Origin of the sequence: Lichenifustis flavocetrariae (genome assembly GCF_026130545.1) — a bacterium.
GTDB classification, from domain to species: domain Bacteria; phylum Pseudomonadota; class Alphaproteobacteria; order Rhizobiales; family Beijerinckiaceae; genus Lichenihabitans; species Lichenihabitans flavocetrariae.
This window is the reverse complement of sequence record NZ_JAMOIM010000037.1, coordinates 1-23,731: the sequence shown is the minus strand read 5'-3', so window position 1 is coordinate 23,731 and position 23,731 is coordinate 1. Positions and strand designations below refer to the sequence as shown.

The 23,731-nt window shown below is 64.8% G+C and carries 20 protein-coding genes and 3 pseudogenes; 11 read left to right on the top strand and 12 right to left on the bottom strand.

Annotated features, from left to right (window positions below):
* Positions 1-20 precede the first annotated feature (20 nt).
* The 3 genes and pseudogenes from M8523_RS28980 to M8523_RS28970 form a co-directional block, all read right to left on the bottom strand.
* Positions 21-1,343: an aspartate aminotransferase family protein gene (locus M8523_RS28980; protein ID WP_282588356.1), complete on the bottom strand. Its 1,323-nt coding sequence runs from the start codon at positions 1,341-1,343 to the stop codon at positions 21-23.
* The gene (locus M8523_RS28975; protein ID WP_282588355.1) at positions 1,340-2,422 is read right to left on the bottom strand and encodes a phosphotransferase; all 1,083 of its coding nucleotides are present in this window, start codon (positions 2,420-2,422) and stop codon (positions 1,340-1,342) included. Before M8523_RS28975 ends, M8523_RS28980 begins: the two co-directional genes overlap by 4 nt.
* Before the next feature lie 158 nt (positions 2,423-2,580).
* Positions 2,581-2,868, bottom strand: a pseudogene (locus tag M8523_RS28970) (DDE-type integrase/transposase/recombinase); the annotation flags it as partial.
* Between M8523_RS28970 and M8523_RS28965 the strand changes: the two are divergent.
* From M8523_RS28965 to M8523_RS28955, 3 genes and pseudogenes are all read left to right on the top strand, one after another.
* Positions 2,855-3,256, top strand: a pseudogene (locus tag M8523_RS28965) (ABC transporter permease subunit); the annotation flags it as partial. The pseudogenes M8523_RS28970 and M8523_RS28965 sit on opposite strands and share 14 nt — an antisense overlap.
* Positions 3,257-3,281: 25 nt before the next feature.
* The gene (locus tag M8523_RS28960) at positions 3,282-4,049 is read left to right on the top strand and encodes an amino acid ABC transporter ATP-binding protein (protein ID WP_428351556.1); all 768 of its coding nucleotides are present in this window, start codon (positions 3,282-3,284) and stop codon (positions 4,047-4,049) included.
* A 128-nt stretch (positions 4,050-4,177) separates the two neighbouring features.
* Positions 4,178-5,199: pseudogene (locus M8523_RS28955) on the top strand (NAD(P)/FAD-dependent oxidoreductase).
* Positions 5,200-5,597: 398 nt separating this feature from the next.
* On the opposite strand, the gene M8523_RS28950 reads toward M8523_RS28955, so the two are convergent.
* Together M8523_RS28950 and M8523_RS28945 are read right to left on the bottom strand one after the other, a co-directional pair.
* A complete protein-coding gene (locus M8523_RS28950) occupies positions 5,598-6,605 on the bottom strand; it encodes a zinc-dependent alcohol dehydrogenase family protein (RefSeq protein WP_282588352.1) in 1,008 nt (335 codons plus the stop codon).
* 140 nt (positions 6,606-6,745) lie between these two features.
* Positions 6,746-7,072 carry a hypothetical protein gene (locus M8523_RS28945; protein WP_282588351.1) on the bottom strand — a complete coding sequence of 109 codons (327 nt, stop codon included), beginning with the start codon at positions 7,070-7,072 and terminating at the stop codon, positions 6,746-6,748.
* Positions 7,073-7,244: 172 nt separating this feature from the next.
* Here M8523_RS28945 and M8523_RS28940 point away from each other — a divergent pair, with 172 nt between their 5' ends.
* Both M8523_RS28940 and M8523_RS28935 read left to right on the top strand, forming a co-directional pair.
* Positions 7,245-7,766, top strand: coding sequence for a DUF1993 domain-containing protein (locus M8523_RS28940; RefSeq protein ID WP_282588350.1), 522 nt, complete (start codon positions 7,245-7,247; stop codon positions 7,764-7,766).
* A gap of 119 nt (positions 7,767-7,885) precedes the next feature.
* Positions 7,886-8,215, top strand: coding sequence for an MliC family protein (locus M8523_RS28935; RefSeq protein ID WP_282588349.1), 330 nt, complete (start codon positions 7,886-7,888; stop codon positions 8,213-8,215).
* 9 nt (positions 8,216-8,224) lie between these two features.
* On the opposite strand, the gene M8523_RS28930 is transcribed toward M8523_RS28935, so the two are convergent.
* A complete protein-coding gene (locus M8523_RS28930) occupies positions 8,225-9,034 on the bottom strand; it encodes a bestrophin-like domain (RefSeq protein WP_282588348.1) in 810 nt (269 codons plus the stop codon).
* 181 nt (positions 9,035-9,215) lie between these two features.
* Between M8523_RS28930 and M8523_RS28925 the strand changes: the two genes are divergently transcribed.
* A complete protein-coding gene (locus M8523_RS28925) occupies positions 9,216-10,649 on the top strand; it encodes an esterase-like activity of phytase family protein (RefSeq protein WP_282588347.1) in 1,434 nt (477 codons plus the stop codon).
* Between the two features lie 74 nt (positions 10,650-10,723).
* Here M8523_RS28925 and M8523_RS28920 read toward each other — a convergent pair whose 3' ends face one another.
* The 4 genes from M8523_RS28920 to M8523_RS28905 form a co-directional block, all read right to left on the bottom strand.
* Positions 10,724-14,887, bottom strand: coding sequence for a PAS domain S-box protein (locus tag M8523_RS28920; protein ID WP_282588346.1), 4,164 nt, complete (start codon positions 14,885-14,887; stop codon positions 10,724-10,726).
* Between the two features lie 254 nt (positions 14,888-15,141).
* The gene (locus M8523_RS28915; RefSeq protein ID WP_282588345.1) at positions 15,142-16,575 is read right to left on the bottom strand and encodes a hypothetical protein; all 1,434 of its coding nucleotides are present in this window, start codon (positions 16,573-16,575) and stop codon (positions 15,142-15,144) included.
* A gap of 149 nt (positions 16,576-16,724) precedes the next feature.
* Positions 16,725-16,982, bottom strand: coding sequence for a hypothetical protein (locus tag M8523_RS28910; protein ID WP_282588344.1), 258 nt, complete (start codon positions 16,980-16,982; stop codon positions 16,725-16,727).
* A gap of 60 nt (positions 16,983-17,042) precedes the next feature.
* Positions 17,043-17,459: a secondary thiamine-phosphate synthase enzyme YjbQ gene (locus M8523_RS28905; RefSeq protein ID WP_282588343.1), complete on the bottom strand. Its 417-nt coding sequence runs from the start codon at positions 17,457-17,459 to the stop codon at positions 17,043-17,045.
* Positions 17,460-17,562: 103 nt separating this feature from the next.
* On the opposite strand from M8523_RS28905, the gene xylB reads away from it, so the two are divergent.
* On the top strand, positions 17,563-19,026 hold the full coding sequence (gene xylB / locus M8523_RS28900) for a xylulokinase (RefSeq protein ID WP_282588342.1): 1,464 nt from the start codon (positions 17,563-17,565) through the stop codon (positions 19,024-19,026).
* Between the two features lie 55 nt (positions 19,027-19,081).
* On the opposite strand, the gene M8523_RS28895 is transcribed toward xylB, so the two are convergent.
* Positions 19,082-20,050 (bottom strand): NAD-dependent epimerase/dehydratase family protein, encoded by a 969-nt coding sequence (locus M8523_RS28895; RefSeq protein WP_282588341.1) that lies wholly within the window; start codon positions 20,048-20,050, stop codon positions 19,082-19,084.
* 75 nt (positions 20,051-20,125) lie between these two features.
* Here M8523_RS28895 and M8523_RS28890 point away from each other — a divergent pair, with 75 nt between their 5' ends.
* The 4 genes from M8523_RS28890 to M8523_RS28875 all read left to right on the top strand — a co-directional run bounded on the left by M8523_RS28890 (position 20,126) and on the right by M8523_RS28875 (position 23,003).
* Complete coding sequence (locus M8523_RS28890) at positions 20,126-21,061, top strand: LysR family transcriptional regulator (protein WP_282588340.1); 936 nt, start codon at positions 20,126-20,128, stop codon at positions 21,059-21,061.
* A 557-nt stretch (positions 21,062-21,618) separates the two neighbouring features.
* On the top strand, positions 21,619-22,077 hold the full coding sequence (locus tag M8523_RS28885; protein ID WP_282588339.1) for a helix-turn-helix domain-containing protein: 459 nt from the start codon (positions 21,619-21,621) through the stop codon (positions 22,075-22,077).
* A 3-nt stretch (positions 22,078-22,080) separates the two neighbouring features.
* Complete coding sequence (locus M8523_RS28880) at positions 22,081-22,671, top strand: PIN domain-containing protein (RefSeq protein WP_282588338.1); 591 nt, start codon at positions 22,081-22,083, stop codon at positions 22,669-22,671.
* Positions 22,668-23,003: a hypothetical protein gene (locus M8523_RS28875; protein WP_282588337.1), complete on the top strand. Its 336-nt coding sequence runs from the start codon at positions 22,668-22,670 to the stop codon at positions 23,001-23,003. The genes M8523_RS28880 and M8523_RS28875 overlap by 4 nt, the downstream gene beginning before the upstream one ends.
* 259 nt (positions 23,004-23,262) lie before the next feature.
* On the opposite strand, the gene M8523_RS28870 is transcribed toward M8523_RS28875, so the two are convergent.
* On the bottom strand, positions 23,263-23,731 hold a 469-nt coding region (locus tag M8523_RS28870), incomplete at its 5' end, for a UPF0149 family protein (RefSeq protein ID WP_282588336.1).

Here is a 23,731-nt window from a genome sequence, read left to right as displayed (position 1 = left end):
AACCGCTGGCGTGATGTATCTCATTGCTCAAGCGTGCGCATCACGTCGTCGAGGGTAGCCAGGAAATAGTCAGCCTCGTCCCTCCCGAAGGGCAGCGGAGGTCGGATCTTCAGCACATCGCCCGCCGGACCGGAAGCGCTGATAAGAACGTGCCTCTCCCGAAGTCCGTTGACGATGCGTGCAGCCTGGGCCGCCCCGCTGCTCCCTGACGCGGGATTGACGTCGACGCCGATGAACAATCCGCTCCCACGCACGCTACCGAGGCGTTCGTCGGCTTCGGCGCGCGCGATCAGCGCTTCGCGCAGATACAGCCCGACAGCCCGGGCGTTCTCGACGAGACCTTCTTCGGCGATGACGTCGAGCACCGCCTGCGCTGCGGCGATGGACACGGGGTTCCCGCCGAAAGTATTGAAATAGCGTGTGGCCATTCCGAACCGTTCGAGCAACACCGGCCGGGCCAGCATCGCTGCGACAGGGTGGCCATTGCCCATCGGCTTTCCCATCGTGACCAGATCGGGCACCAGGCCGTGGCGGCTGAATCCCCAAAGGCCATCGCCGAGACGGCCAAATCCCGCTTGGACCTCGTCGGCGATGAAAAGACCACCAGCCTGTCGCACCTGATTGACCGCTGTCCGCAGAAATCCAGGCGGATCAGCGAATACCCCATCGCTGGAAAAAATGGTGTCGACCATCAGTGCGGCGGGCTTAAGCCCTTGTGCAGCTATCGAGTCGAGGGCGGCTTGAACCCCAGCCGCGAAGGCAGTCTCGACCCCCAAGTTGCAGGCCAGCCGCTGGTCGGGCGCCGGGACGGTGAATACGTTGAGCGTCGAGGTGTTCGAAGGGCCGAGAAGCGGAGACAAAGCCGCTACCGCGTCGGTCACGCCGTGGTAGGCATTTGCGGTGACGATGAATGCTGTTCCGTTGGTGCTGGCTTTGGCCACACGCACAGCGAGATCGTTGGCCTCGCTACCGGTGCAGGTGAACATGACGTGGCCAAGCTCGCGGGGGACAGTAGCGAGCAGCGCTTCGGCATAGTCCAGGATGGACTCGTGCAGATATCGGGTGTGCGTGTTGAGCCGTGCCGCCTGTCGTGCGATCGCCTCGACGACGCGGGGATGGCAATGCCCGACGACCGGCACATTGTTGTAGACATCGAGGTAGCGGGTCCCGTCGCGGTCGTAGAGCCAGACACCCTCGCCGCGCACGGGATGGACCGGGTGCTCATAGAACAGGCGATAGGCCGGACCAAGCAGGCGCTGCCGCCGGGCTATGAGAGCCGCTTCAGCGTTCGGCAGCTTGCCAGCCTGGGACGGATCGAAGCCGTTGACCATCCTCGTCGTCATTTGCCCGCCCGCAGTTCACACGCTTCTGCCAGACGGCGCGCGAGCGTTTCGCGGCCATGGTCCGCCAAGGTGCGGAGACCCAGCACGGCGCCCTTCGAGTTGCGTCGGATGTAGGGCGCGTTTTCGGGATAGCGTGCAGCTCGCCAATCGGTGATCGCGCAGCTCATCGCATAGCGCGTGGCGATTAGATCCGGGAGAAGATCCAGCTCATCCGGCTCGAACGGGGTTATTGCGTGATAGGCGGCGACGAATGTAGCGACAAGTGCGAACGGATCGTTCTCCGGTGTGATCAAGTAAGCCGCCGCAACGGCGACATCGTTGATCAGGGCGCCGAAGACCATGTCGCCGAAGTCGATGATGCCGCTGGGCGTCTCCGGATGCGATGGGTCGGCGAGGATGTTGTGGGGGTTGAGGTCGTTGTGAATGACCTGCCCGCGCAAAGCCGGCAGGCGATGCTCCACATGGCTCCGAAACCGATCGATCGCCGCCCGTGAGAGATCGCGATTCCGGTCGTCCTGGATGAATGGCAGGTATTCCGTCAGGTGAGAGGCCTGCTTCAGGTCCCAGAGCAGTTCATGATCTGCGGCGGGATCGAAAAAGCCGCGGAGAGCCCGGCCGAGGTTGGCCGTCAACTTACCCGTTCGCGCCGCGAGCGCGGGCGTTTGCGGCAGTTCTGCAACAGGGACGCCCCTGAGAAACTCAAGCATGAAGCCTGTGCGGCGATCAGTTTCGCCGTCGTTCCACCAGAACCGCGACTCGCCATCAAGGGTCGGCAAGACGCGTGGAACAGGCAGACTCGGGGCGACCGAGGCAATGTGGAGGAGCGCCCTAGTCTGAAACCAACAAAGCCGCTCGTCCTGAGACGCATTGCTGAGTTTCAGTACCGATTGTTGCCCATCGGTGCTCGTGACCAGAAAGTTCTGATCACGCTCACTGCGAAGCGGTGTTGCCGTTGAATTGAACCCGTAGCGCTGACGAACGATGTACTCGGCCTCAGCATTGGTGATGTCACGGCTATGAACCGCAAGAATGGCTGCGGGTCCCGACGCCACCCGCTCATGTCTTGTCTCTGCAGACATTCGAACAGCACCCGGTTATCTTGATATATGATGTACGATGGATGATATCACAGATAGAGATGTCAACTCCATAATTGCTGTCTCTTTATCAGGCGGCTCGCAAAGCGGTTGTCGCAACTCGGATGCAGGCAACAGATCCAGCTACCCTGCGCTCGTTTTCACATTTTGTTAACTTCTGGAAGTCCGAAGCAGAACGCGAGGCGCCGGTTCTGCTCGCGAACCGTCCAGGCTCCTGCAAATCCAGAGCCTTTGCGCAACCACAGCCTCGGCTCGCCCCCCTGGATCGTGCGCCGTGACGTGTTGAAGGATGGAAATCCACAGACGCGCGGCATGATCTTCTTGACCCGGGAGTGGTCGCTCTCGATGCCTTGCTGCAGGTGCTTTGTCACATAATGTTTTGAGAAGCTCGGCGGTAGGCCCTCCTTTCGGGTCGCCGCGATCGCCGGTGTGCATCGCGGACAACAGGAAGCATCGCAAGCGCTTGGTCTTGGACGGGTCAAGACCTTCGCCCATGTCGTTCTGCCTCAGGCGGTTCGCCTTGCGCTGCCTGGAACGAACACGATGTTCGTCGACCTTATCAAATCGACCTCTCTACTGGTCACGATCTCGGCGGCCGAGTTGATGACTCAGGCGCAGCTGATTGCCTCAGAAACATTTCGCGCCGGAGGTCTATCTGGTGATCTCCGCGATCTATTTCGCGATCTGCTACCGGTTTCGCAGTGCTTGCTCCTCTTGGAACGCAGCATCCACGCGGGCGTGCCCTTGTCCCTCGCGAGACGCCGTCGGCTCACGTTGGCAAGAACCATTCTTGCCGAGGAAGTGCTTGAGCGATGATCCCTCAACATCGGAAAAGCATTTGATTTCCCAAACGGCCGGGCGACCGGCCATCAGGATCGGCGGCTTGCGAAAGTCCTTCGATGGCAGACTGGTGCTTGATGACATCAATCTCGATGTGCCCTCCGGCCAGATCGTCGGCATTATCGGCCAGAGCCGCGGGGGCAAGACCACGCTGATGCGTTGCGTGAACCTGCTCGAACAACCGGAGCACGGAACGATCACGATCGGCGACGAAACCATCTTCGCCGACGGCAAGGTGGCGTGCCGTGATCTCGCGAAACTTCGTCAGCGCGTCGGCATGGTCTTCCAACGTTTCAATCTCTTTCCTCACCTCACGGCGGTCGAGAACGTCGTTCTGGCACAGATGCATGCCGCTGGGATCGGCGAGCGTGACGCGGTAGCATGCGCCGTTCGCCTGCTCACGCGCGTTGGTCTCACCAAACGGGCCATGGCCTATCCGGAACAGATGTCGGGGGGCGAACAACAGCGCGTCGCTATCGCACGTGCCCTGGCACTCGGCCCGACCGTACTGCTCTTCGACGAACCGACATCCGCACTCGATCCCGAGTCCACCGGTGAGGTGCTTCGCGTCATGCGCGAACTCGCAGCCGACGGCATGACGATGATCCTGGTCACCCACGAACTGCCCTTTGCCCGGGAGGTGTCGGATTGGGTGGTCTTCATCGATGGAGGTCGCATCATCGAGCAGGGCACCGCGGCCGATGTCCTCGACCGTCCGCGCGAGGCGCGCACCGCGGCCTACGTGGCCCGCTATGCCTCACCGGGTTGAGCCACAACACTCTACCGACCCCTCGGCCAGTGCCCAAGCCTCTTAGGTCACGGTCGGGGAGTCATCGACACCGCGCCACCAGAATTGGCTGGGCGCATGAGGCGGCTTTGTGGCCGCCGCTCCCAAAGATGCATTCGGACCCTATGACCAAGGTCACCACAGAGATCGCCGTCATTGGTGGCGGCGTTATCGGCTTGGCGACGGCGCTCCGCCTTCGGGCGGAAGGGCGCGACGTCGCCGTGATCGAACCGAACGAACCTGGATCGGGCGCATCGTATGGCAACGCTGGCACAGTTGCGGATTATGCGATCATTCCCGTTGGCACACCTTCGGTGCTGAAAAACCTCGCCTCGTTGCTCCTGGACACTGACAGCCCGCTGGCCATCCGCAAGACGGCCTTGCCGACGCTGTTTCCATGGTTGATGCGCTTTGCTTACGAGTCTCTCCCGCATCGATATCGGGACAATGCCAGCCGCATCGCCGATCTGGTCTCGGATGCATCGTCGGAATGGCTTGACCTCGCGGCCGAGATCGGGGCCTCGGATCTTCTCAGCGCCGCCCTGGTAGACGCGGCACGACGGAATGGATGCGTCTTTCTCCAGGCGGCGGCGACGGAAATCACGCGCCGTCGCGGAAGCGTGCAGATTGCGGCCGCGCCCTTCGACATCGACGCGAAGTCGGTCGTGATCGCGGCGGGCGCACATTCCGGCAAGTTCGCCACTCAAGTGGAAGACCCAGTCAGGCTGGACACCGAGCGAGGCTATCATCTGGAATTCGACATGGCGCAGCTGCCGATCGAGAGGCCGGTCTGTCCCACACATCATGGCTTCTACTTTTGCCCTATGAACGGCCGGCTGCGGATCGCCGGAACCGTCGAACTCGGCGGGCTTGCCGCGCCGTCCAATCCAAGGCGTTTGCAAGTGCTATTGACGAATGCGCGCCGGATCTCGCCGAGCCGAGCCGATCCTGGCTGGGCTTCCGCCCCTCGATGCCTGATTCCGTTCCGGTCATCCGCCCGTCAAGAGGCGGCAACGACGTCATCTTCGCCTTTGGGCACGGTCATATCGGGCTCACCCTCGCGCCACGCACGGCTCGCATGGTCAGCAATATCCTCGCGGCCTGCCCTCGGGTGCAGAGGCCGGCGCGTTGATCGTTGAAAACGGCGGCATCAAGATCGGCGAGTCGCCATAAGCCCAATCGTGAAGCCTTGCCCCTTTAGTGCTTCCGCCCGAATCGTGGTGACGAGGCCACCTCGGCCGATGCCGTCCCGGCGCTCGGCAAGGTGCTGACGCCCGACCGGGTTGCACGGCTTCACACGGCAGGATTCACAGATCCGGGCCGCGCCCCTAATTACTCCCGGGTAACGCCGCTGGCACAGGCCGATGCCGGTCGTCTTGCCGGGGAGTTGCTCACGATCCTCTACGATATGTACGGATATAGGGCCAACCCATCCTGCGAATCGCGACCGAGAAGGTTGGGTAAAGGCGCTCTGTGATCGAATCATGCCGTCCAGGGCCGAACGTTACCCTGCGCTTCGACACTTGCGCCTTAAAACTCCAGACAGATCTTGCCGAAATGGCTGCCGCTCTGCTGGTACCGGAAGGCCTCGGCGATCGCATCGAGCGGGAAGGTGCGGTCGATCACGGGCTTGAAGCCGATGGCGTCGATGGCGCGGACGAAATCCTGCTGCTCGCGGCGGCTGCCGACGATGAGGCCCTGCAGGCGTGCCTGCTTGACCATCATGGCCGCGGTGGGCACCGCGCCGCCACGGCCCGTGAGCACGCCGATCAGCGTGATGATGCCGCCGACCCGCACCGCCGCGATCGACTGCGGCAGCGTGCCGGGGCCGCCGACCTCGACCACATGGTCGACGCCGCGCCCCTGCGTCAGGTCACGGACGCGCGCGCCCCACTCCGGCTCGCTCTTGTAGTTGATCGTATGCGCGGCCCCGAGCGCCCGGACGCGAGCGAGCTTCTCGTCCGACGACGAGGTGGCGATCACCCGCGCGCCCATGGCGACGGCGATCTGCAGCGCGAAGATCGAGACGCCGCCGGTGCCGAGCACCAGCACCGTGTCGCCCGCCTTGAGGCCGCCCTCGACCACCAGGGCCCGCCAGGCCGTCAACCCGGCGGTGGTGAGGGTCGCGGCCTCGGCATGGCTGAAGTTGGCTGGCGCCCGCGTGAACACGGTGGCCGGCAGCGTGACGATCTCGCGGGCGAAGCCGTCGACGCCATCGCCCGGCACCGTCGCGAAGCTGCCGACCGTGGGCGGTCCGTCATGCCAGGTCGGGAAGAAGCACGACACGACCGCATCGCCCGTCCGGAACTCGGTCACGCCGGGCCCGACGCTTTCCACCACGCCGGCCCCGTCCGACATCGGCACCCGGCCATCGGCCTGCCAACCCTCCTGCGTCACGACCCCGAGGTCGTGGTAGTTGAGCGAACTGGCATGGATCCGCACGCGGATCTCGCCGGGTCCCGGCGCACCCGGCTCCTGTCGCTCAACGATCTGCAGATTAGCCAAGCCACCGGGCGAGCGCAGGTGAACGATCTTCATCACGAACCTTCGTGTTCAGGAACCGGACCTTGTATCGGCCCGTGGCACCTTAGCGGGCTTCGCTCGGCCGCGGCTCCCGCCTGCGCCGCCGTTGCGCCGCAACTGGCAGGAGGACCATGCGTCCTTAGTCGGGTGGGGTCTTAGGCCTCGCCGCCTTCGGCGACATGGCCGAGCGCCTCGCCGAGCGCCTTGATCTTGTCAGCGTCCTTGGCGTCGGTCTTGCCGGCAATTGCCACGGTCTCCTTGGCGAGCTTGGCGACGAGCTTCTGCACCTGCTCGCCCTTGATCTCGTCGGCCTGAAGGTGCTTCTTCAGGTTTTCGAGGTCCTTGACGATCGTCTTTGCGGCGGGGCTCTCGACCTTCTCGAGTGTTGCTTCCCAGCCTTCGATGTTCTTGACCGCGGCCGCGACCGTGAAGCCTTTCACGCCTTCCTGCAGGTGTTTGATGGTGGCAGCGAACTGTGGCATCTGGATCTCCCTGCTGCCCGAACGCGGCAGCCGGCAACACAGCGCTTCACCGCCAAAAATGTTGCGGGCCGGATTGTCGCGGGGGCCGCCGCTTCTCCGGCGCGGCGGGCGACAAGGTTTCCCGCTTCCGTCCAAGATACGATAGAAGAAGCCCCGAACCGGAGCGCTCCCCATGGCCATTTCCCTCTACGACGTCAGCATCGGCAGCTATCTGCAGACCCTCGATGCCCTCAGCGGCGTCCTCGACAAAGGGCTGGCGCATTTCCGGGAGCACGATATCGACCCGGAGACGATCGTCGAGACGCGGCTTTTCCCCGACATGCTGCCCTTCCGGTTCCAGGTGATGCAGGTGGCCTTTCATGCGACGGCCACGATCGCGGCCTTGAAGAGCGGGTCGATGTCGCCGCCCGGCGCGCGGCCCTCGCCCGACTATGCTGGCCTGCAGGCGCTGATCGCGGAAGCGCGCGCGACCCTGAGGGCCGAGACGCCGGAGGCCATCAACGCTCGGGACGGCGCCGAGATCACCTTCACGACCAAGGACTCGACCCGGATCTTCACCACGGGGGACTTCGTCCTCACCTTCTCGCTCCCCAACGTCCACTTCCATGCCACCACGGCCTACGACATCCTGCGCCAGGCCGGTGTGCCACTCGGCAAGCGCGACTTCATGGGCGCAGTCAGGACGAAGGGCTGAGTCCCTTCTCCGGTGGAGCGGTAATGGGCTCCGGACCTGATGCGGGGCGGTGTTATCGGCAGCATTGCGGTGCCATCCGGGGTAGTTTGGGTGAGCGATCATTTCGCCAGGGATTTCGCATGCGCATCTGGTCTGTAGGATTCGTTGTTCTCCTGGGAGTCGGTCCTGCCGCGCTGGCCAAGACCGCGCCCGTCAAACCCCTGCCGCCCGTCCATTACACCTGCGAGGATGGCACGCGGCTGCGGCTGACTTTCTCGGCCCCTGAGGTGGTGCCCGGCACGGCGCTGCTGCGTCTCCTCGGCACCGGCACCGAGTTGAAGCTCGATCGGGCGCCTTCAGCCGACGGAGGCCGCTACACGGGCGGCCCAGTCGAATTCTGGGACAAGGGGGAGACGGCGCGTTTCACGCGGAACGGCTCCACGCTCAGTTGCCGCCCCACCAAGCGTTGAACGCGCCTCTCACGCGCCACCGCCCTGGTCCATGTGCCACAAAGCATCGCGCAAGGGGCGGCTCGGTACTGTGATGAAGCCGCCGGTCGTCGTGTTGAGATCGAGGATGAGGTAGAGGGACGAAGCGACCGACAAGGCCGACAGGATCAGGACGAACAGGGTCAGCCGATTGCGTGGCGAGACCATGCCGAACACCAGGAACACGATCGCCAGCCAGAACATCAGCACAGCCATCAGGATCGGCGACAGCCGGGAATCGGACCGCTCGATCAGCGACCAGCGAATGCCTTCGATGGCCCGGACCTCCTCACGCAACAGGTCGGCGAGACGCAGATGCAGCGCGTCCGTCGCAGCGAGCTTCAGCGTGGCTCTATCCATCTGCGTCATCATGGTGGTGAATTCGGCCGTCTCGTCGCTACCGGGCGTCACGGGATGGACGTCACGGGGGTAATCGCCGGCAGGGGCCGGCTCATCCGGCCAGGTGTCAGCGATGACCGACGCCGTATACGCCCGCAGGGTTTTCCGGATGGCGTCGGTGTCGGGCCCGTATTCCTGAAGGCGCCGGTCGAATTCGAACAACGCGATGCCGTAGCGGCGATAGACCCCGGTGTGATCGTCGAAATCCGACTTGACGGAGGTGACCAGTAGCCCGAGCACCAAAGCCGAGAAGGTCACGACCATCCCGACGATGGTGCGGGCCGAGTCGGTGGTGGCGCTCGACTTGTGGTGCTCCTTCAGCAATCGCTGCGACGCCCAGCCGGCGAGACTGCATCCGATCAGGATGACCAGAAAGAACGCAGCCCAGGCTACTTCCTGCATCGGCGTCCTCCCGCAAAGCTCTGGCAGGTCACACTATCAGCCTGTGGCGCAGGGAGAAACCAGGAAGGCTGCAGATCAGCCGGCCTGAACCGGGGAGGCGCGCGGCCAAATGACATCCGCCTGTCATCGATGAACATTACGTCAACGTGCTTGCGGGTTTTTCTGCATTTTCGAGGAAATTATGCGTCGCGCTTTGTTCTCCAGTCTGCTTCTCGCTGCGTCAGCCCTCACCGCGCCGACCGCCCATGCAAGCGTCGTGTTGCTTGCCAATGGTGTCCTCAGCGGCACCACCGACCTCTCGGGCCTGACCGGAACCCTGGAGAACGGCCTTCCGGGCAATATTTTGGGTGGCCTCGGCTCCGGTCTCGCCTATGCGGGCGGCAACACATTCCTGGCGCTGCCCGATCGTGGGCCCAATGCAACCCCGTATAATTCCGCCGTCGACGATACCGTTTCGTATATCAGCCGCTTTCAAACCGTGAACATGTCGCTGACGCCGAGCAGCGCTGGTTCGAAGCTGCCCTTTACCCTGACACCCACTCTGACCGGCACCACGCTGCTGTCGAGCGCATCGCCGCTGATCTACGGCAGCGGCACAGCCTATGGTCTCCCCTCCGGCGCCCCGTCTCAGAACACCGCCGGCAAGAACTATTTCACGGGCCGGTCCGACAATTACGGCGCAGGCGGGTCTGGCAATCCGGCCGACGCCCGGTTCGATCCAGAATCGATCCGCGTCTCGAACGACGGCAAGAGCGTCTTCATCTCGGATGAATACGGCCCCTATGTGCGCCAGTTCGACCGCGCGACCGGCACTCTGATCAAGACCTACACGCTCCCGTCGAACCTCGACATCGCGAATTTATCGCCGCAGGGCGCCAAAGAGATCAGCGGCAACACGTCCGGCCGCGTCGCCAACAAGGGCATGGAAGGTTTGGCCCTGACGCCGGACGGCAAGACGCTGGTCGGCATCCTGCAGGCCTCGACCATCCAGGACACGGCGAACGGCAACGGCACCTTGCTCCGCATCGTCACCATCGACGTCGCGAGCGGGCAGACGCATGAATATGGCTACACACTGACGACGGGTTCGGGGGTCAGCGACATCGTGGCCGTGAACGATCACCAGTTCCTGGTGGACGAGCGCGACGGCAAGGGCCTGGGTGACGGGTCGAAGGCCAAGATCAAGCAGATCTTCGAGATCGATACAACGGGCGCTACCGATCTGCTCACAGTGGCGGACAAGGATGTGGGGGGTGCGACCCTTGTGAAGAAGTCCTCCACGCCGTTCCTCGATCTTGTCGCGGCCCTGAATGCCGATGGTGTGGCGAGCAAAGATATCCCATCGAAGATCGAGGGACTGGCCTTTGGCGAGGACGTGACCATTAACGGGATCGTGAACCACACGCTCTATATCGCCAACGACAACGATTTCGTGCCCGCCACGTCCGGCCCCAGCCAATATTACGTGTTCGGGTTCCAGGACGGCGATCTGCCCGGCTACATGGCCCAGGAACTCTCGAGCGTGCCGCTGCCGCCTGGCATGCCGCTGTTCGCCGGGGCGCTTGGCGTGTTGGGTCTGCTCGGCTGGCGCCGCCAGAAAAGCCGCAACGCCTGAGCCTCACCGCTCAAAAGAAAGCGAGTCCCAAAGGCCAGAGCCGGTGACCGGCTCTGGCCTTCATAATCATCACCTCAGATCATCTCCTTGATCTTGGCCGCGAAGGTCTCGACCGCGAAAGGCTTGGTGATCATCTGCATGCCCGGGTCGAGGTGCCCGTTGCCGAAGCTCGCATTTTCCGCATAGCCGGTGATGAACAACACCTTCAGGCCCGGCCGGAACACGCGACCCTGGTCCGCCAACTGCCGCCCATTCATGCCCGGCAAGCCGACATCCGTGACCAGAAGGTCGATGTGCTGTCCCGACCGGAGGATCGCGAGCCCGGCGGGGCCGTCGGCGGCTTCGACCGGGCGATAGCCGAGGTCCTGGAGGATCTCGCGGATCAGGTCGCGCACGTTGGAATCGTCTTCCACCACCAGGATGGTTTCCCCCGCTCCCTCGCGCGGACCCACGCTCGGGCGCTCTCCGGTTTCGGCGACCTGGCCGCTCGATCGCGGCAGGAACAATGTGACGGTCGTCCCAACCCCGACCTCGGACGTGATGCGGACGGTGCCTTCCGACTGCTTGGCAAACCCATAGATCATCGACAGGCCGAGGCCGGTCCCCTGGCCGATCGGCTTCGTGGTGAAGAACGGGTCGAAGGCGCGCGCAATGACGTCGGACGTCATGCCGGTGCCGGTGTCGGAGACGGAGAGCGAGACGTAGCGGCCTGGCTTGGTACCACCTTCCCGCTCAGGCCCGTCAGCCTCCAGCACCGCGTTGTCGGTCGAGATCGTCAACTCTCCGCCATCCGGCATGGCGTCACGAGCATTGATCACCAGGTTGAGGAGGGCGTTTTCGAGCTGGTGCGGATCGCAGAGGGTCAGCCACAACCCGCTGCCGAGCTTGACGTCCAGAGTCACCCGTTCGCCGATCGTGCGCCGCAGGAGGTCGTCCATCGATGTCACGAGGCGGTTGGCGTCGACCGCCTTGGCTTCGAGCGGCTGGCGGCGCGAGAAGGCCAACAGGCGATGCGTGAGCGCGGCGGCCCGGTTGGCCGAGTTCATCGCCATCCCGATATAGCGTTCCGCACTGTCGGTGCGGCCCTGGCTGATCCGCTTGCCGAGAAGGTCGAGCGCCCCGGTGATGCCTGTCAGAAGATTGTTGAAATCATGGGCGATGCCGCCCGTAAGCTGGCCGACCGCCTCCATCTTTTGACTTTGCCGCAATTGCTCTTCGGCCTGCCGCAGCGCCTCGGCCTGGTGTTTCTCCGCCGTGACGTCGCGGCCGTTGGCATAGATCGCATCATTTTCGAGGGAGGCGGTCCAGGACAGCCAGAGGAAGCTCCCATCGCGGCGGCGCAAGCGATTTTCGAAGGGCCCCGGCAGAGGGCCGTCGCGCAACCGGTCGAGCGTCCTGGTCGTGAGCGCGACATCGTCCTGGTGAAGCAGGGATGTGAAATCACGCCCCACCAATTCTTCCGAGCCCCAGCCAAGCAGCGCGGTCCAGGACGGATTGAGCGAAAGCAGCCGCCCGTCGTCGCTCATCACCGCGAGGAGGTCGCGCGAGTTGCGCCAGACGCGATCCCGCTCCAGGGTTCGGGCTTCGACCTGATGTTCAAGCGTGGTGTTAAGGTCGCGCAGGGCCGCTTCGGCCTGCTTCTCGCGGTCGATGTCCATGATGGTCAACAGACCGCCGGTGATCACCCCTTGCGCATCGCGCACCGGGGCGGCGATCACGGCCACCCAGACCCGGGTGCCGTCGCCGCGCTGGTGATGAAAGATACGCGATGCCGTTTCACCCGCCGTGACCGCCACATAAAGCGGATGGTCCTCGACGGGAACGCGCCGGCCGTTCTCGTCGAAGGCCGTCCATTCCTCGAAAGCGCCCGCATCCAGCGATGAGAAAGCCGCATAGCCGAGGATCTGTTCGACGCGTGCATTGCCTTCCGTGACGCGTCCGGACGGCATTTCGGCGAAGACGATGCCCACCGGAAGCGTATCGAACATCGCCCGCAAGCGGGCCTCGCTCCGTTGCAGGGCCTGTTCGGCGCGGGTCCGCTCGAGCGCGTCCCAGGTGCGGCGCGCCACCTCCTGGGTGAGCGAGATCTCTTCGAGCGACCAGCGCCTCGGTTGCTTCTGGGCCAGGAACAGCCCGGCCCTGAACTGGCCGTCCCGGATCAGCGGCACCGCCAGGATCGAGCGGGTCTGATAGCGTTCGAAGACAGCGAGCCGCTGCTCCGTGCTGCGGCCCGGCCGGCCGAAATCATCCTCGCTGACGGTCAGGCCGCGCATGAGCTCGCCGATTTCCGATTCAGCCAGATCGGCATAGGAAACCGCACCATTGATGGCCGGCATCGTGCCGTCCGACCAGGCGCCCTCGAACGTGATGATCCGCGCATCGGCCGAGACTTCGCCATAGCTGGCGCGGTTCACGCCGAGATAGGTTCCGAGCGACTCGGCGACGGTCTCCAAAACCTCGTGGGGATCGTTGATCTCACTCAGGTGGTCGTTGAGGCGCAGCAGGAAGGCTTGCCTCCCTTGCGCCTTCCGGAGGGTCAGGACAGCCCTTGCCCGCTCGACGGCTTCCCAGATGCGGCCGATGACTTCGCGCAGCAGATCGGCCTCGTCGCCGGTCCACTCACGTCCATCACGCGCTTCGGCCACCATCAGGGCATGCCACCGCCCATCGCGGGACAGCGGGACCGCCATACGGCCCGGCTCCCCGTTTTCCGGAGCGGTAATACTGACTTTTCCATCCCGGAGGCTCGGCGCCACCGTGGCGCCGAGCAGCTTTGTCTTGATCCGCCCTCGGTAGATCGTTGCCACGGGCGGCCAATGCGCCAGCACCTCGGCCGTTTCGCCGTCGGGGCTGACCTCGCCATAAACGATGTGGAGCACCTCCAGGTGTCGGCCGGTGGCCTCCACGGTTCGGTCAAGGATCGCCTGCGGCTCCTCGATGGTGCGCAGGCGGTCACCGAGCGTAATCAGGAAGGCCTGTCGCTCGGCCGCGCGACGACGTTGATCGATATTGATCAGGATGCCGGGGAGCCGTTGCGGGCGGCCATTCGACCCGAATTCGAGGTGGCCGCTGGCTTCGACCCAGACCCAGCCGCCGCCCGGCTGCGTGACCCGGAATTCGGCGTGGAAGCCGGTTCGAACTTCATACGCCGTCCGCAGCCGTTCGGAGAAGGTCGCCCGGTCGTCCGGATGGATCGCGGCAAGGACGCGAGAAAGTGGCACGCCTTTCGCGGTATCGGCGGCGTCGAGCCAAAGGGTTTCCGCGAAGCGGGCGTCGCCGCTGAGAAGCGCGGTACGGTCGTTCCAGACCCATGTGCCCAGGACCGCGCCCGTGCTCAGTGCAAGCTGCATCCGGCTGCTCGAATCGCGGGCCATCGTTTCGGCCGTCTTGCGGTCCGAAATGTCCTGCGTGATCCGGATGATGAATTCGGGCTGTCCCGCGGCATCGCGGCCGAGCGACACATGATGGTTGACCCAGACCGTGGTCCCATCCGGACGAAGCAGGCGTTTCTCAGAAACGAAGGCGTGCCCGTCTTCGATCAACCGCCGTGAGCCGGCACGGCTCAAGACGAGGTCGGCCGGATGGGTGAATTCCTCGATCTTGGAGCCGATCACCTGCTCTTTGGTGCGACCCAGGATGGCACAGAAGCGGTCGTTGACGGTGACAAACGTGCCGGTCAGGTCTGTTTGCGAGATGCCGACACTGGCCTGGTTCACCAGCATGCTGAGCCGCGCTTCGCTCTGCGCCAACCGCCGTTCGCTGTCATCATGCCGGCGCAACGCCAATACGTGAGCGCTGGTCTCGATGGCCGTACAGAGAACACCGCCGACCTCGCCATGATCGTCGCGGACCGGTGTGTAGAAGAAGTCGAACCAGAGATCTTCGAGCGTCCCATCAAGGCCCGCTGAGACATGTTGGTTGCGCAGCGTTACGGACTCTCCCCGCAAGCCGCGCTCAACGCAGGATCGTATGCGGCCCCAGAGGTCAGGTGAAGAGCTGGCGAGCCGCGCGCCAAACGCCGCCGGATGGTTGCCGGCCGCGATGGGCGCGTAGCCGTCGTTGTAGATCACGATCGGATCCTCGCCCCACATCACCGCCATGCCGATCTGCGAGGCGAGGAGCAGGTCGACGACCGTCCGCAGAGCCTGCGGCCATGTGGCCTGCGCTCCCAGACCGGTCTTCGACCAGTCGAGGTTTCGGGCCATTGCGGATGTTTTCAGCGGAGTGGGAGGCAGCACGGGCCGTTCCGGTCATGTCCTGATTTTTGGTGAGGAGTCGATGAATGCCGCAACGCCCGGCCTCTCGAGGACGTCCAGGATCGCGATAAACCTAACTTTGCAACGTCCTGGCCCACAGCCCTGATCCATTGGAGGTGAATCATCATTGGCCGGTCTCTTATGACCGATCCCGATGGGCTTCGCCATCTGTCAGACCGACCTTCATAGCACGCGCCGAGCGAGCCTCCGGGGCGAGCCGCGACCCCGGTCAATACCTACTTGGTTGGTCCGGACGGAAGCGGGACGCCATTGACCGTGATGGCTCCGGTTCCGTCTCCCACGAGCGCCCAGGTCATCGACCCGTCCGGCGCGGTCTTGCCGTAGCCCTTGACCAGCATGAGGGCCGCGATGACTTGACTTGCGCTGGGGTCCTGTTGCGCCTTGGCCTGGATCGTCTGGACCGCCTTATCGAGTCCGGTCGCCTGCACGGTCATCGTGAAGGCCGGCGACGGGAGCGTCAGGTGCACCTCGCCTTCGAAGCGGGCGTCGAGCGTGGACGAGGTGATCCGGCTCGGTCCAACCGAAACGACCATCTTGTCGGTCGGGCCGAGGAGCTCCTTCATCTTGGCGAGCGTTTCTGGCGACAGCGGCTGCGGCGCGTTAAGATCCAACGCGTCCACACCGGCTCGTGCGGCCTGATCGAGGTGATAGCCCGAAATCGACTGATGAAGATCAAAGCTCGTCGGGATCAGACTATTGGCCCAGGACGGCAGCTTGTCGGCCGGAACCGTCAGGCCATCCGTCGTCACAGCCAGACTGGCCATGCCGTCGGAGGTCAGACCCCGGACATCGAAATGGACCTTCACGGCCCGCATCGCGAAGGGCCCTACAGGCGTCTCCATGCTGATGCGCTCCAGCGAGGCATCCTGGGCCCAGCGCTGAAACACCGGGAGAGCTTCCCGGAGCAGCGACTTCAGGTCGCCCTGGCTGCTCTTCAAGGCTTCGGACGATGGATGCGCGACCAAAAAAGCCCAGAGGTCAGCAAGTGCCCGGATGTGCAACCCCTCCACGGCTGTCACGTCGCTGGTCGGTCCGCTCTTGATCGACAGTCGCGAGGGGGCTCCTTTGCGGGCGTCGAACGCAACGTCCTGGGAAAACGCCGCGTTGCCTTGCGTCAGCTTGGCATCCACCACACCATCGCCTGTGGCCATCGCGCTTGTGCTTTGCTGGCCCTGGCTCAGCTGACGTGCCTGGGCCGCAACCTTGTCGCTGATCGTCCCGATGCTGACGCTGTCATAGCTGCCGGTTGATTTGGTGAAAGCCGGGATGCGGGGATCGAAGATGCCGTCGAAACTCTGACCGTTCGCCACGATGCTGGTGGTTTGTCCGTTCAGCTTGGCGGTCAACGGCGGCAGCGTTCCCCCCGTGACATGCCACGTGCCGTCCTGTTGCGGGACCGCCATCATCGTGTAGCTGGCCGGCTCCATCGCAAGGCCCAACGCTTCGAGCCTGTGCAACATCGCCTTGATGTCGATGTCGATCTTGTAGGCCTCTCCGGCCGGGCTGACCGACACCGGGCCTGGGCCGAGGTAACGCTCGAGCGCGGTCTTGATCGTCCCGGCCTGTTCGACCGACGTCTCCGCCGCTTGCGCGGTCGCCGAGAGAGCCAAGACCATGGCCAGAATGGCCGGTTTTAAAGGAATACGCATGACACTCCGGGACGCGTTTCGATCCGTTGTGTCGTTATGCGGCCTCGCCGGAAAAAGCGCTACCTCGTTTGCACGCGGCTCGCCCGATAGCCACGTCGAGCGCACCCCTAAGGCCTCTCTGGAGGCGCCTCCATCGAGAGTCTCAAGCTTTAGGCGGCTTGTCGCAAGGCTATGGTCCAATCGTCGGGAACGCGACCATGAATGCGCAGCACCGTCGGTCTGCTCATGACCTGACGTTCCGTGTCATAGGACTGGGACATCACCACGATCCCGGCCCGGCGCCGGGCAAGGTCCACGCCCGCTTCGAGCGCTTCGCCGCTGCTCAGATAGGTTTGCGCCCCACTGGCCATCAATTTGTGCTTCCGCACCACATAGGGCTGGACGAAGAAGAGGGTTTTTTGCGCCATCGCACCGCCTCCGGCTAGAACATAACAGGAACATGTAGGCGTGAGCGAGGTTTGTCAACATCACTCCGCTAGGAGGTGCAGCACGACTTCGCGCCGGTGAGGGCGACGCCGATGCTCGGCGAGATAGATACCCTGCCAGGTTCCGAGCAGCGGGCGCCCGTGTTCGACCGGAATGGTGAGCGACGTCTGCGTCACCATGCTGCGGAGATGGGCCGGCATGTCGTCGGGCCCCTCATCGCTGTGCTCGTAGCGGCCGTCCTCCGGGGCGAGGGCCGCGAGAAAACGCGAAAGATCCTCCCGAACGGTCGGGTCGGCATTTTCCTGGATCAACAGCGATGCCGATGTATGGCGGCAGAACACCGTGAGCAGCGCGACACGCGGATGCTGCTGCGCCACCCAGTCGGCGATAGGGCGCGTCATCTCGTAAAAGCCCTGACCGTGCGTATCCAGGGTCAGGCGCGTGAGGGCTTGCGGCATGGGGCCTCTCCGAACAATGGTATGTCCCGGAACGACTTCCGCGCCGCGGGGTTCCGGCGCGCTCCGGCCAGACGGTGCGACAAGAGAATAGAGTGGAGACGCCATGTTCATCGGCATCGATCTGGGGACCACGTCGGTCAAGACCATCCTGATCGACGAGGAGGGGACCACGTGGGGGACGGTGTCGGAGCCCGTGGCCGTTTCGCGCCCCCGGCCGGGCTGGTCGGAACAGGATCCGGAACATTGGTGGGCGGCCGTGGCCAAGACGCTCGACGGGTTGAAGGCGGCGCATCCCGCCGCGATGGCGGCGGTGCGCGGCATCGGCCTGTCGGGCCACATGCATGGGGCGACGCTGCTCGATGCGCAGGACCGCGTGCTGCGGCCCGCCATCCTGTGGAACGACGGCCGGTCGGCCGACGAATGTCTCGACATCGAGGCGAGTTTCCCCGAGGCGCGCGCCGTGACCGGCAATATCGCGATGCCGGGGTTCACGGCGCCGAAACTCGCCTGGGTGCGCCGGCATGAGCCGGAGATCTTTGCCCAGGTGGCCAAAGTGTTGCTCCCGAAGGACTTCGTTCGTCTCCGCCTGATCGGCGACTACGTGTCGGACATGTCGGATTCGGCCGGCACCTATTGGCTCGATGTCGGCCGCCGCGACTGGTCGGATGCGCTTCTGGCTGCGACCGGCCTCGATCGCTCCCACATGCCGCGGCTGGCCGAGGGCACGGAAGCGACGGGCCGGCTCAAGCCGGACCTCGCGGCCCGCTGGGGCATGACGACGGCGCCGGTGGTGGCCGGTGGGGCGGGGGACAATGCGGCTTCGGCCTGCGGCATCGGCGCCGTCACGCCCGGCTCGGCCTTCCTGTCGCTCGGCACCTCGGGCGTGCTGTTCGTGTCGAACGCGCGCTTTTCGCCCAATACGGCAGGCGCCGTGCATGCCTTCTGCCACGCATTGCCGCAGACGTGGCACCAGATGGGCGTCATCCTCTCGGCCACCGACAGCCTCAACTGGCTGGCCCGCATTCTCGACGCGCCGGCCCCGACACTGGCGGGCGCGCTCGGGGCGAGCGTCGCGGCGCCCTCCGACGTGATGTTCCTTCCCTATCTGTCGGGCGAACGGACGCCGTGGAACGACGCGGCGGCGCGCGGGGTCTTCGTGGGCCTCAGCCAGAGCACGGAGCGGACGGCTCTGACCCAGGCCGTACTCGAAGGTGTGGGCTTCGCGTTCCGGGATTGTCTCCGCGTGCTGGAGGAGGCCGGAACGGCGGTCACCCGCGCCTTCGCGGTCGGCGGCGGCTCCAATTCGCCGCTGTGGCTGAAGATCATGGCCAGCATCCTGAACCGGCCGCTCGACCTCGGCGCCGATGCCGACGTGGGTGCCGCGCTCGGTGCGGCGAGGCTCGCCATGGCGGCGGCGCTCGGCGGCGATCCCGTGCGCTTCATGCCGCCGCCGGCCATCAAGGCCACGATCGAGCCGGACCCGGCCCTGGTGCCGGCCTATGCGGAGGCCTACGAGCGCTACCGGGCGCTCTATCCGCTGGCCCGCGCCGCGGTCCCGGCGCGATAGGCGTCCGGCGTCGCGCGGCCTGCCCGGTGTGCTCCAGGCGCGGCCCCTGACTTGATCAGGCGAGCGCGACGCTCTGCGCGGACGGAGCATCGGCCGGGAAGGAGCGTGCCGTTGCGGGAGCGCCGATGTCGAAGGGCGTGACGTCGGACCAGAAGCGCCGCTTGAATTGCGACGCATCGACCTCATAGGGCCGATCGAAGGTGAAGCGCATCTCCGCGACTTCGCGCAGGAAGGGCGAGACCAGTCCGAGCACCGGCAGGAGCGAGAGCGGCACCGTCCGGATCCTCAGCTTCACGCCGAGCGCCTCGGCACCCAGCCTCAGGATTTCGCGCGGCGTGCGGGTGGGCGCGCAGGGCATGTTCCACGCCCGGCCAAAGGCGTCGTCGGGTGCCTCGAGCAGGGTCACCACGGCTCGCCCGATGTCGGGCACATAGGCGAAATCGTGAGGCGTGTCGGGTGGCGCGATCAGGAATGCGGGCTTGCCTTTGGCGAGGGCGCCGAACGTTGAGGTGCCGAGGTGGGAGAGGCCCACGCCAGGACCGTAAAAGTCCGGCGGCCGGAGCGCCGTGATCCGGGCCCGGCCAGCCGAGGCGGCCGCCATCCAGATCCGCGTCACCTCGGACCGGATGGCCGGTTTTGCGCCATAGTCCGAGAGGGCCATGTCTTCCCGCAGCGGCTCACGCTGGGGCCCCATCATGTAGAGATTGTCGATGAAGACCAGACGGGCGCCCGTGGCCGCGCAGGCCTCGACGACATTGGTCATCGCGCGGGGCCACGCCGTCCTCCAGACGCGGCTATCGTAGGGAAGGCCGATCGAGAGCACCACCTGGGTCGCGCCGAACAGGGCCTGCTGGACGGCGCCCGGATCGAGCACGTCGCAAGGCCTGAATTCGATCGTCTGCGGCAGATCCGTGGGTCGTGTCCGCTGCGCCACGGCGACCGTTCCGCGGTTGCGCCGTATCAAGGCCTCGACGGTGGCACGGCCGCAGGCGCCGTAGCCGACGACGACAATTCTCTCGCTCATGCTGTCCTCCAACATCATGGAAAGAGCTTAGGACACGCCTGTTCATGTCGGAAATGCATTGTTATGATCATAATCATGCAAGATGTGAATATCGCGGGCCTCGATCTGAACCTGCTTCCCGCGCTGGAGGCGCTGCTCAGTCGGCGCAACGTGACGCGGGCCGCCGCCGATGTCGGGCTGAGCCAACCCGCCATGAGCCGCGCCCTGGCGCGGCTTCGCGACCTGCTCGGGGATGCCCTTCTGGTGCGCACCACGAATGGTTATGTCCTGACCGCGCGGGCGCTCGCGATCCAGCCGCAACTGGCCGCCGCCCTGCAACCGCTGCGCGAAATGTTTCGGCCGCATCTCTTCGATCCTGGAAGCGAGCGTCGCCTGCTCCGCCTGGCGGCTTCCGACGCCCAGACGGTGCTGCTCGTTCCCGGCCTCATGGCGCGCCTGGCGCGCGACGCCCCCGGGGTCGATCTCCGGGTCGAAGCCTATGGGGCCGACCTGCTCGCCCGTCTCGAGAGCGGCGCGCTCGATCTCGCCTTCGCGCTCTCGTCCACGCCGCTGCCTCCCGGCGTCCATAGCGAGATCGTCGGTGAGGACCGCCTGACCCTGGTGATGCGCCAGGGCCACCCCGCGGCGCACCGGCCGTGGACTCTGGCCGACTATGGGACGCATCAGCATGTGGGCATCGCCCTGCTGGGCGACGGGCAATCGGAGATCGATGCCCGCCTGGCCGCCGCCGGCCTCTCCCGGCGGATCGCCATGGTGACGCCCCATTTCATGGCCGCTCTCGCGGCCGTGGCCGCGACCGACATGGTCACCACCATCTCGGCCGCACTGGCGCGGCGCTTTGCCGGACTGTTCGACCTCGTGCTGCACGCGCCACCCTTCGACAATGTCGAACTTCACAGCACCCTGGTCTTCTCCCGCCTCCGTGCGGCGGATCCGTTCTCGATGTGGGTCCGCGGCGTCATTCGCGACGTGGCACGGACCGTCGAGCCGTCAGGGACCGCACCCCTGTGACCCCGAGGGTCCGAGCGTCGCCCGCTCCTTCCGATTCGTTTCCGGCAAGTGCCCGCCCGTCGCTCTCCCGCAGCTATCGGCCTGGGCGACCTGCGCCGTCCACATGGCGGCAAGCCGCCTCGGCCGTATGACAGGGACTTATGACAGGGTGAGTCCCGGCCTGCCTTCCATCGTCGCTTATGACCTGACCGGCGAGCCCGGAGCGGGACGGATCGCGGGTCTCCATGTCATCCACGGCGCGCGCGATGGGCCGGATGAAGGCTAGCCGGGGGAGCGGCTCCCCTTCGCCCGCGCGAGCGGGAGAAGGTGGCACGGCGAAGCCGTGACGGATGAGGGCGGAACTGACCAACGGCCACGGCGCGCGAAGCGAGCTGGGGTTGCCGGCGGAGGGCGGCTCGGACGCCGGGCATCCCCTCATCCGACCTTGCTGCGCAAGGCCACCTTCTCCCGCTCGCGCGGGAGAAGGGAAGCGCCAGGGAACACTGCGCTATCCGCAACATTCGTAACTTGCGTTTGTTTCGAATACTTGCTATGGATCGCGCTTACGGAGACCGCCCATGACCATGCCAGCCAAAGCCGAACCGCTCGGCCGCCGACTGCCATCGGCGGATGAGAGGGCGGCCGCCAATCAGCTTCGCAAGATCCTCGCGGCCCATGCCAGCGGCCAGGACACGAAGCTGCGCATCTTCGACGAGGAGACGAAGACAGCCGAGATCGTGTTGACGCCCGGGCTGTCGACCATGCTCATGGAGCTGCTGCGCCACATCGGCCGGGGCGATGCCGTGACGCTTGTTCCCGTCAGCCAGATGCTCACCACACAGCAGGCGGCCGACATCCTCAACGTATCCCGGCCTTACCTCGTCACGTTGATCGACACGGGCAAGATCAAGCACAGCAAGGTGGGCCGTCATCGGCGCATCAAGGCGGAGGATCTGTTCGCCTACAAAAATGCGAGGGATGAGAAGCGCAGCAAAGCGCTCGGGGCACTCGCAGAAATGGATGCGGCGTTGCTCTGAGCCGTGTTCGCGAAAAGCTTCACAGCCTTTGTGGATGCCTGCTCGCTTGCCAGCGTCCTGCCGCGCAATCTGCTGCTCTCATTGGCGGAAGCGGAATTCTTTCGCGTGCGATGGTCGAGGCCGGTGCTCGATGAGACGGAGCGAGCCATCGTCCAGATAATGGCGGGACGGCAGATCACCGGCGCCGAAGCGAAAGCCAGACGGGCGATCGCCGTCATGGAAGACGCCTTCGAGGACGCCATGGTGTCCGACTTCGAGACGTTCCTCTGCGTGTGCGAGAGTCTGCCGGATCGAGGGGACGCGCATGTCGTGGCCGCTGCATTGAAAACCCAGGCTGCGGTCATCGTCACCGAAAACCTGAAGCACTTTCCGACCGAGATTCTCGGACACCTCAACATCGAAGCGCGATCGACGGACGCGTTCATCGCCGACACCATCGCTCTCGACACTGGCAAGGCCGTCGCCGCTGTCCGACGCATGCGGGAGCGCATGAAGAGGTCGGAGCGGTCGGCCGATAGGCTCCTCATGGATATGGAAGCGAACGGACTGACCGAGACGGTGGATGTGCTCCGACCCTATGCGCAATCGCTATGAGACGCATCCGGATCGACACGACCGAGTTTCAGGTGACCGCCACCGTCCAGCCCGGCAATTCCGGCGGCCCGGTGCTCGACGTGACAGGCAATCTCCTCGGCGTGACGGCGGCGTGCATGAACCACGTCGCGGCGCTGATGGCCACCAACACGGTGCCGCAGAGCGTCAATTTCGGCATCAAGGGCGAGGTCGAGGCGAGTTTTCTGCGGGTGGACGGGGTCGAGCCGAAGACGGGCGGGGCGGCCGCGGCGTTAGGCAAGCCGCATATCGTGGCGGCGGGCGGGAAGGCGTTCACTGTACAACCGCATTGGTCTAATCATCAACATCGCTGAACACCGATCTGCCTGATTGCTCCTCGCTAGGAGCATCCGGCTCGACGCGGCCAAGACGCCAATCTGACTCATAGTCTTCTTCGGGCGGCTCTCTATTTGATAGTCGCATAACTGCCTGGTCAGCCTCCCCTTCGTATCCGTCATGAGCCCCCCACTTGGTCCTCGATCGGGCGGAGCTAGGCGTGAGGTGGCGGTGTGGCGTGGGGGCCGGCCGCTGCGGACTGATAAGCACGGTCATCAGCACCATCCTCAACGCGTACTATGCTGTTCGAGCCCCGCTTTCCGCGGTGGCCGCCCGAAGGGGCGCGCACTGATCGAAGACGGCGTGGACGGCTTCGCGGATGACCATCCAGCGATCTTTTAGATGGTCTGGTAGAATGTTTTGGATCTCATCGCCGTAGATTGAGATCCCGTCCGGGTCGGTGCAGTGGACAAGGATGGTCATGACGGGCGCGGCGACGTCGAAGGTTTCGAACACCGGCTTCCAGTGGTCGAGCCCGAGACGCATTGCCCCGTGGAAGCCGTTAGCCCAATCCTCGGCGGAGGTTTCACCGTCTTGGCTGCGCATGAAGATGGGTTTGTATGAGTAGCGATCCTCCGACAGGCAGGTGCTGATCTCGTTATAATGAGCCGCGATGGTGTCGAGCACAGCCTGGGCCTTGGTTCCGATGAAGGCGCGCTTTTCATGGTCGCCGACGATGTGCCACATCCATTTTTCCGGATGGATG

Bases quoted from the DNA above. Each gene is read 5' to 3' on its own strand.
- M8523_RS28980 (WP_282588356.1), bottom strand. From the start codon at position 1,343: ATGACGACGAGGATGGTCAACGGCTTCGATCCGTCCCAGGCTGGCAAG.
- M8523_RS28975 (WP_282588355.1), bottom strand. From the start codon at position 2,422: ATGTCTGCAGAGACAAGACATGAGCGGGTGGCGTCGGGACCCGCAGCC.
- M8523_RS28950 (WP_282588352.1), bottom strand. From the start codon at position 6,605: ATGAAGATCGTTCACCTGCGCTCGCCCGGTGGCTTGGCTAATCTGCAG.
- M8523_RS28945 (WP_282588351.1), bottom strand. From the start codon at position 7,072: ATGCCACAGTTCGCTGCCACCATCAAACACCTGCAGGAAGGCGTGAAA.
- M8523_RS28940 (WP_282588350.1), top strand. From the start codon at position 7,245: ATGGCCATTTCCCTCTACGACGTCAGCATCGGCAGCTATCTGCAGACC.
- M8523_RS28935 (WP_282588349.1), top strand. From the start codon at position 7,886: ATGCGCATCTGGTCTGTAGGATTCGTTGTTCTCCTGGGAGTCGGTCCT.
- M8523_RS28930 (WP_282588348.1), bottom strand. From the start codon at position 9,034: ATGCAGGAAGTAGCCTGGGCTGCGTTCTTTCTGGTCATCCTGATCGGA.
- M8523_RS28925 (WP_282588347.1), top strand. From the start codon at position 9,216: ATGCGTCGCGCTTTGTTCTCCAGTCTGCTTCTCGCTGCGTCAGCCCTC.
- M8523_RS28915 (WP_282588345.1), bottom strand. From the start codon at position 16,575: ATGCGTATTCCTTTAAAACCGGCCATTCTGGCCATGGTCTTGGCTCTC.
- M8523_RS28910 (WP_282588344.1), bottom strand. From the start codon at position 16,982: ATGGCGCAAAAAACCCTCTTCTTCGTCCAGCCCTATGTGGTGCGGAAG.
- M8523_RS28905 (WP_282588343.1), bottom strand. From the start codon at position 17,459: ATGCCGCAAGCCCTCACGCGCCTGACCCTGGATACGCACGGTCAGGGC.
- xylB (WP_282588342.1), top strand. From the start codon at position 17,563: ATGTTCATCGGCATCGATCTGGGGACCACGTCGGTCAAGACCATCCTG.
- M8523_RS28895 (WP_282588341.1), bottom strand. From the start codon at position 20,050: ATGAGCGAGAGAATTGTCGTCGTCGGCTACGGCGCCTGCGGCCGTGCC.
- M8523_RS28890 (WP_282588340.1), top strand. From the start codon at position 20,126: ATGCAAGATGTGAATATCGCGGGCCTCGATCTGAACCTGCTTCCCGCG.
- M8523_RS28885 (WP_282588339.1), top strand. From the start codon at position 21,619: ATGACCATGCCAGCCAAAGCCGAACCGCTCGGCCGCCGACTGCCATCG.
- M8523_RS28875 (WP_282588337.1), top strand. From the start codon at position 22,668: ATGAGACGCATCCGGATCGACACGACCGAGTTTCAGGTGACCGCCACC.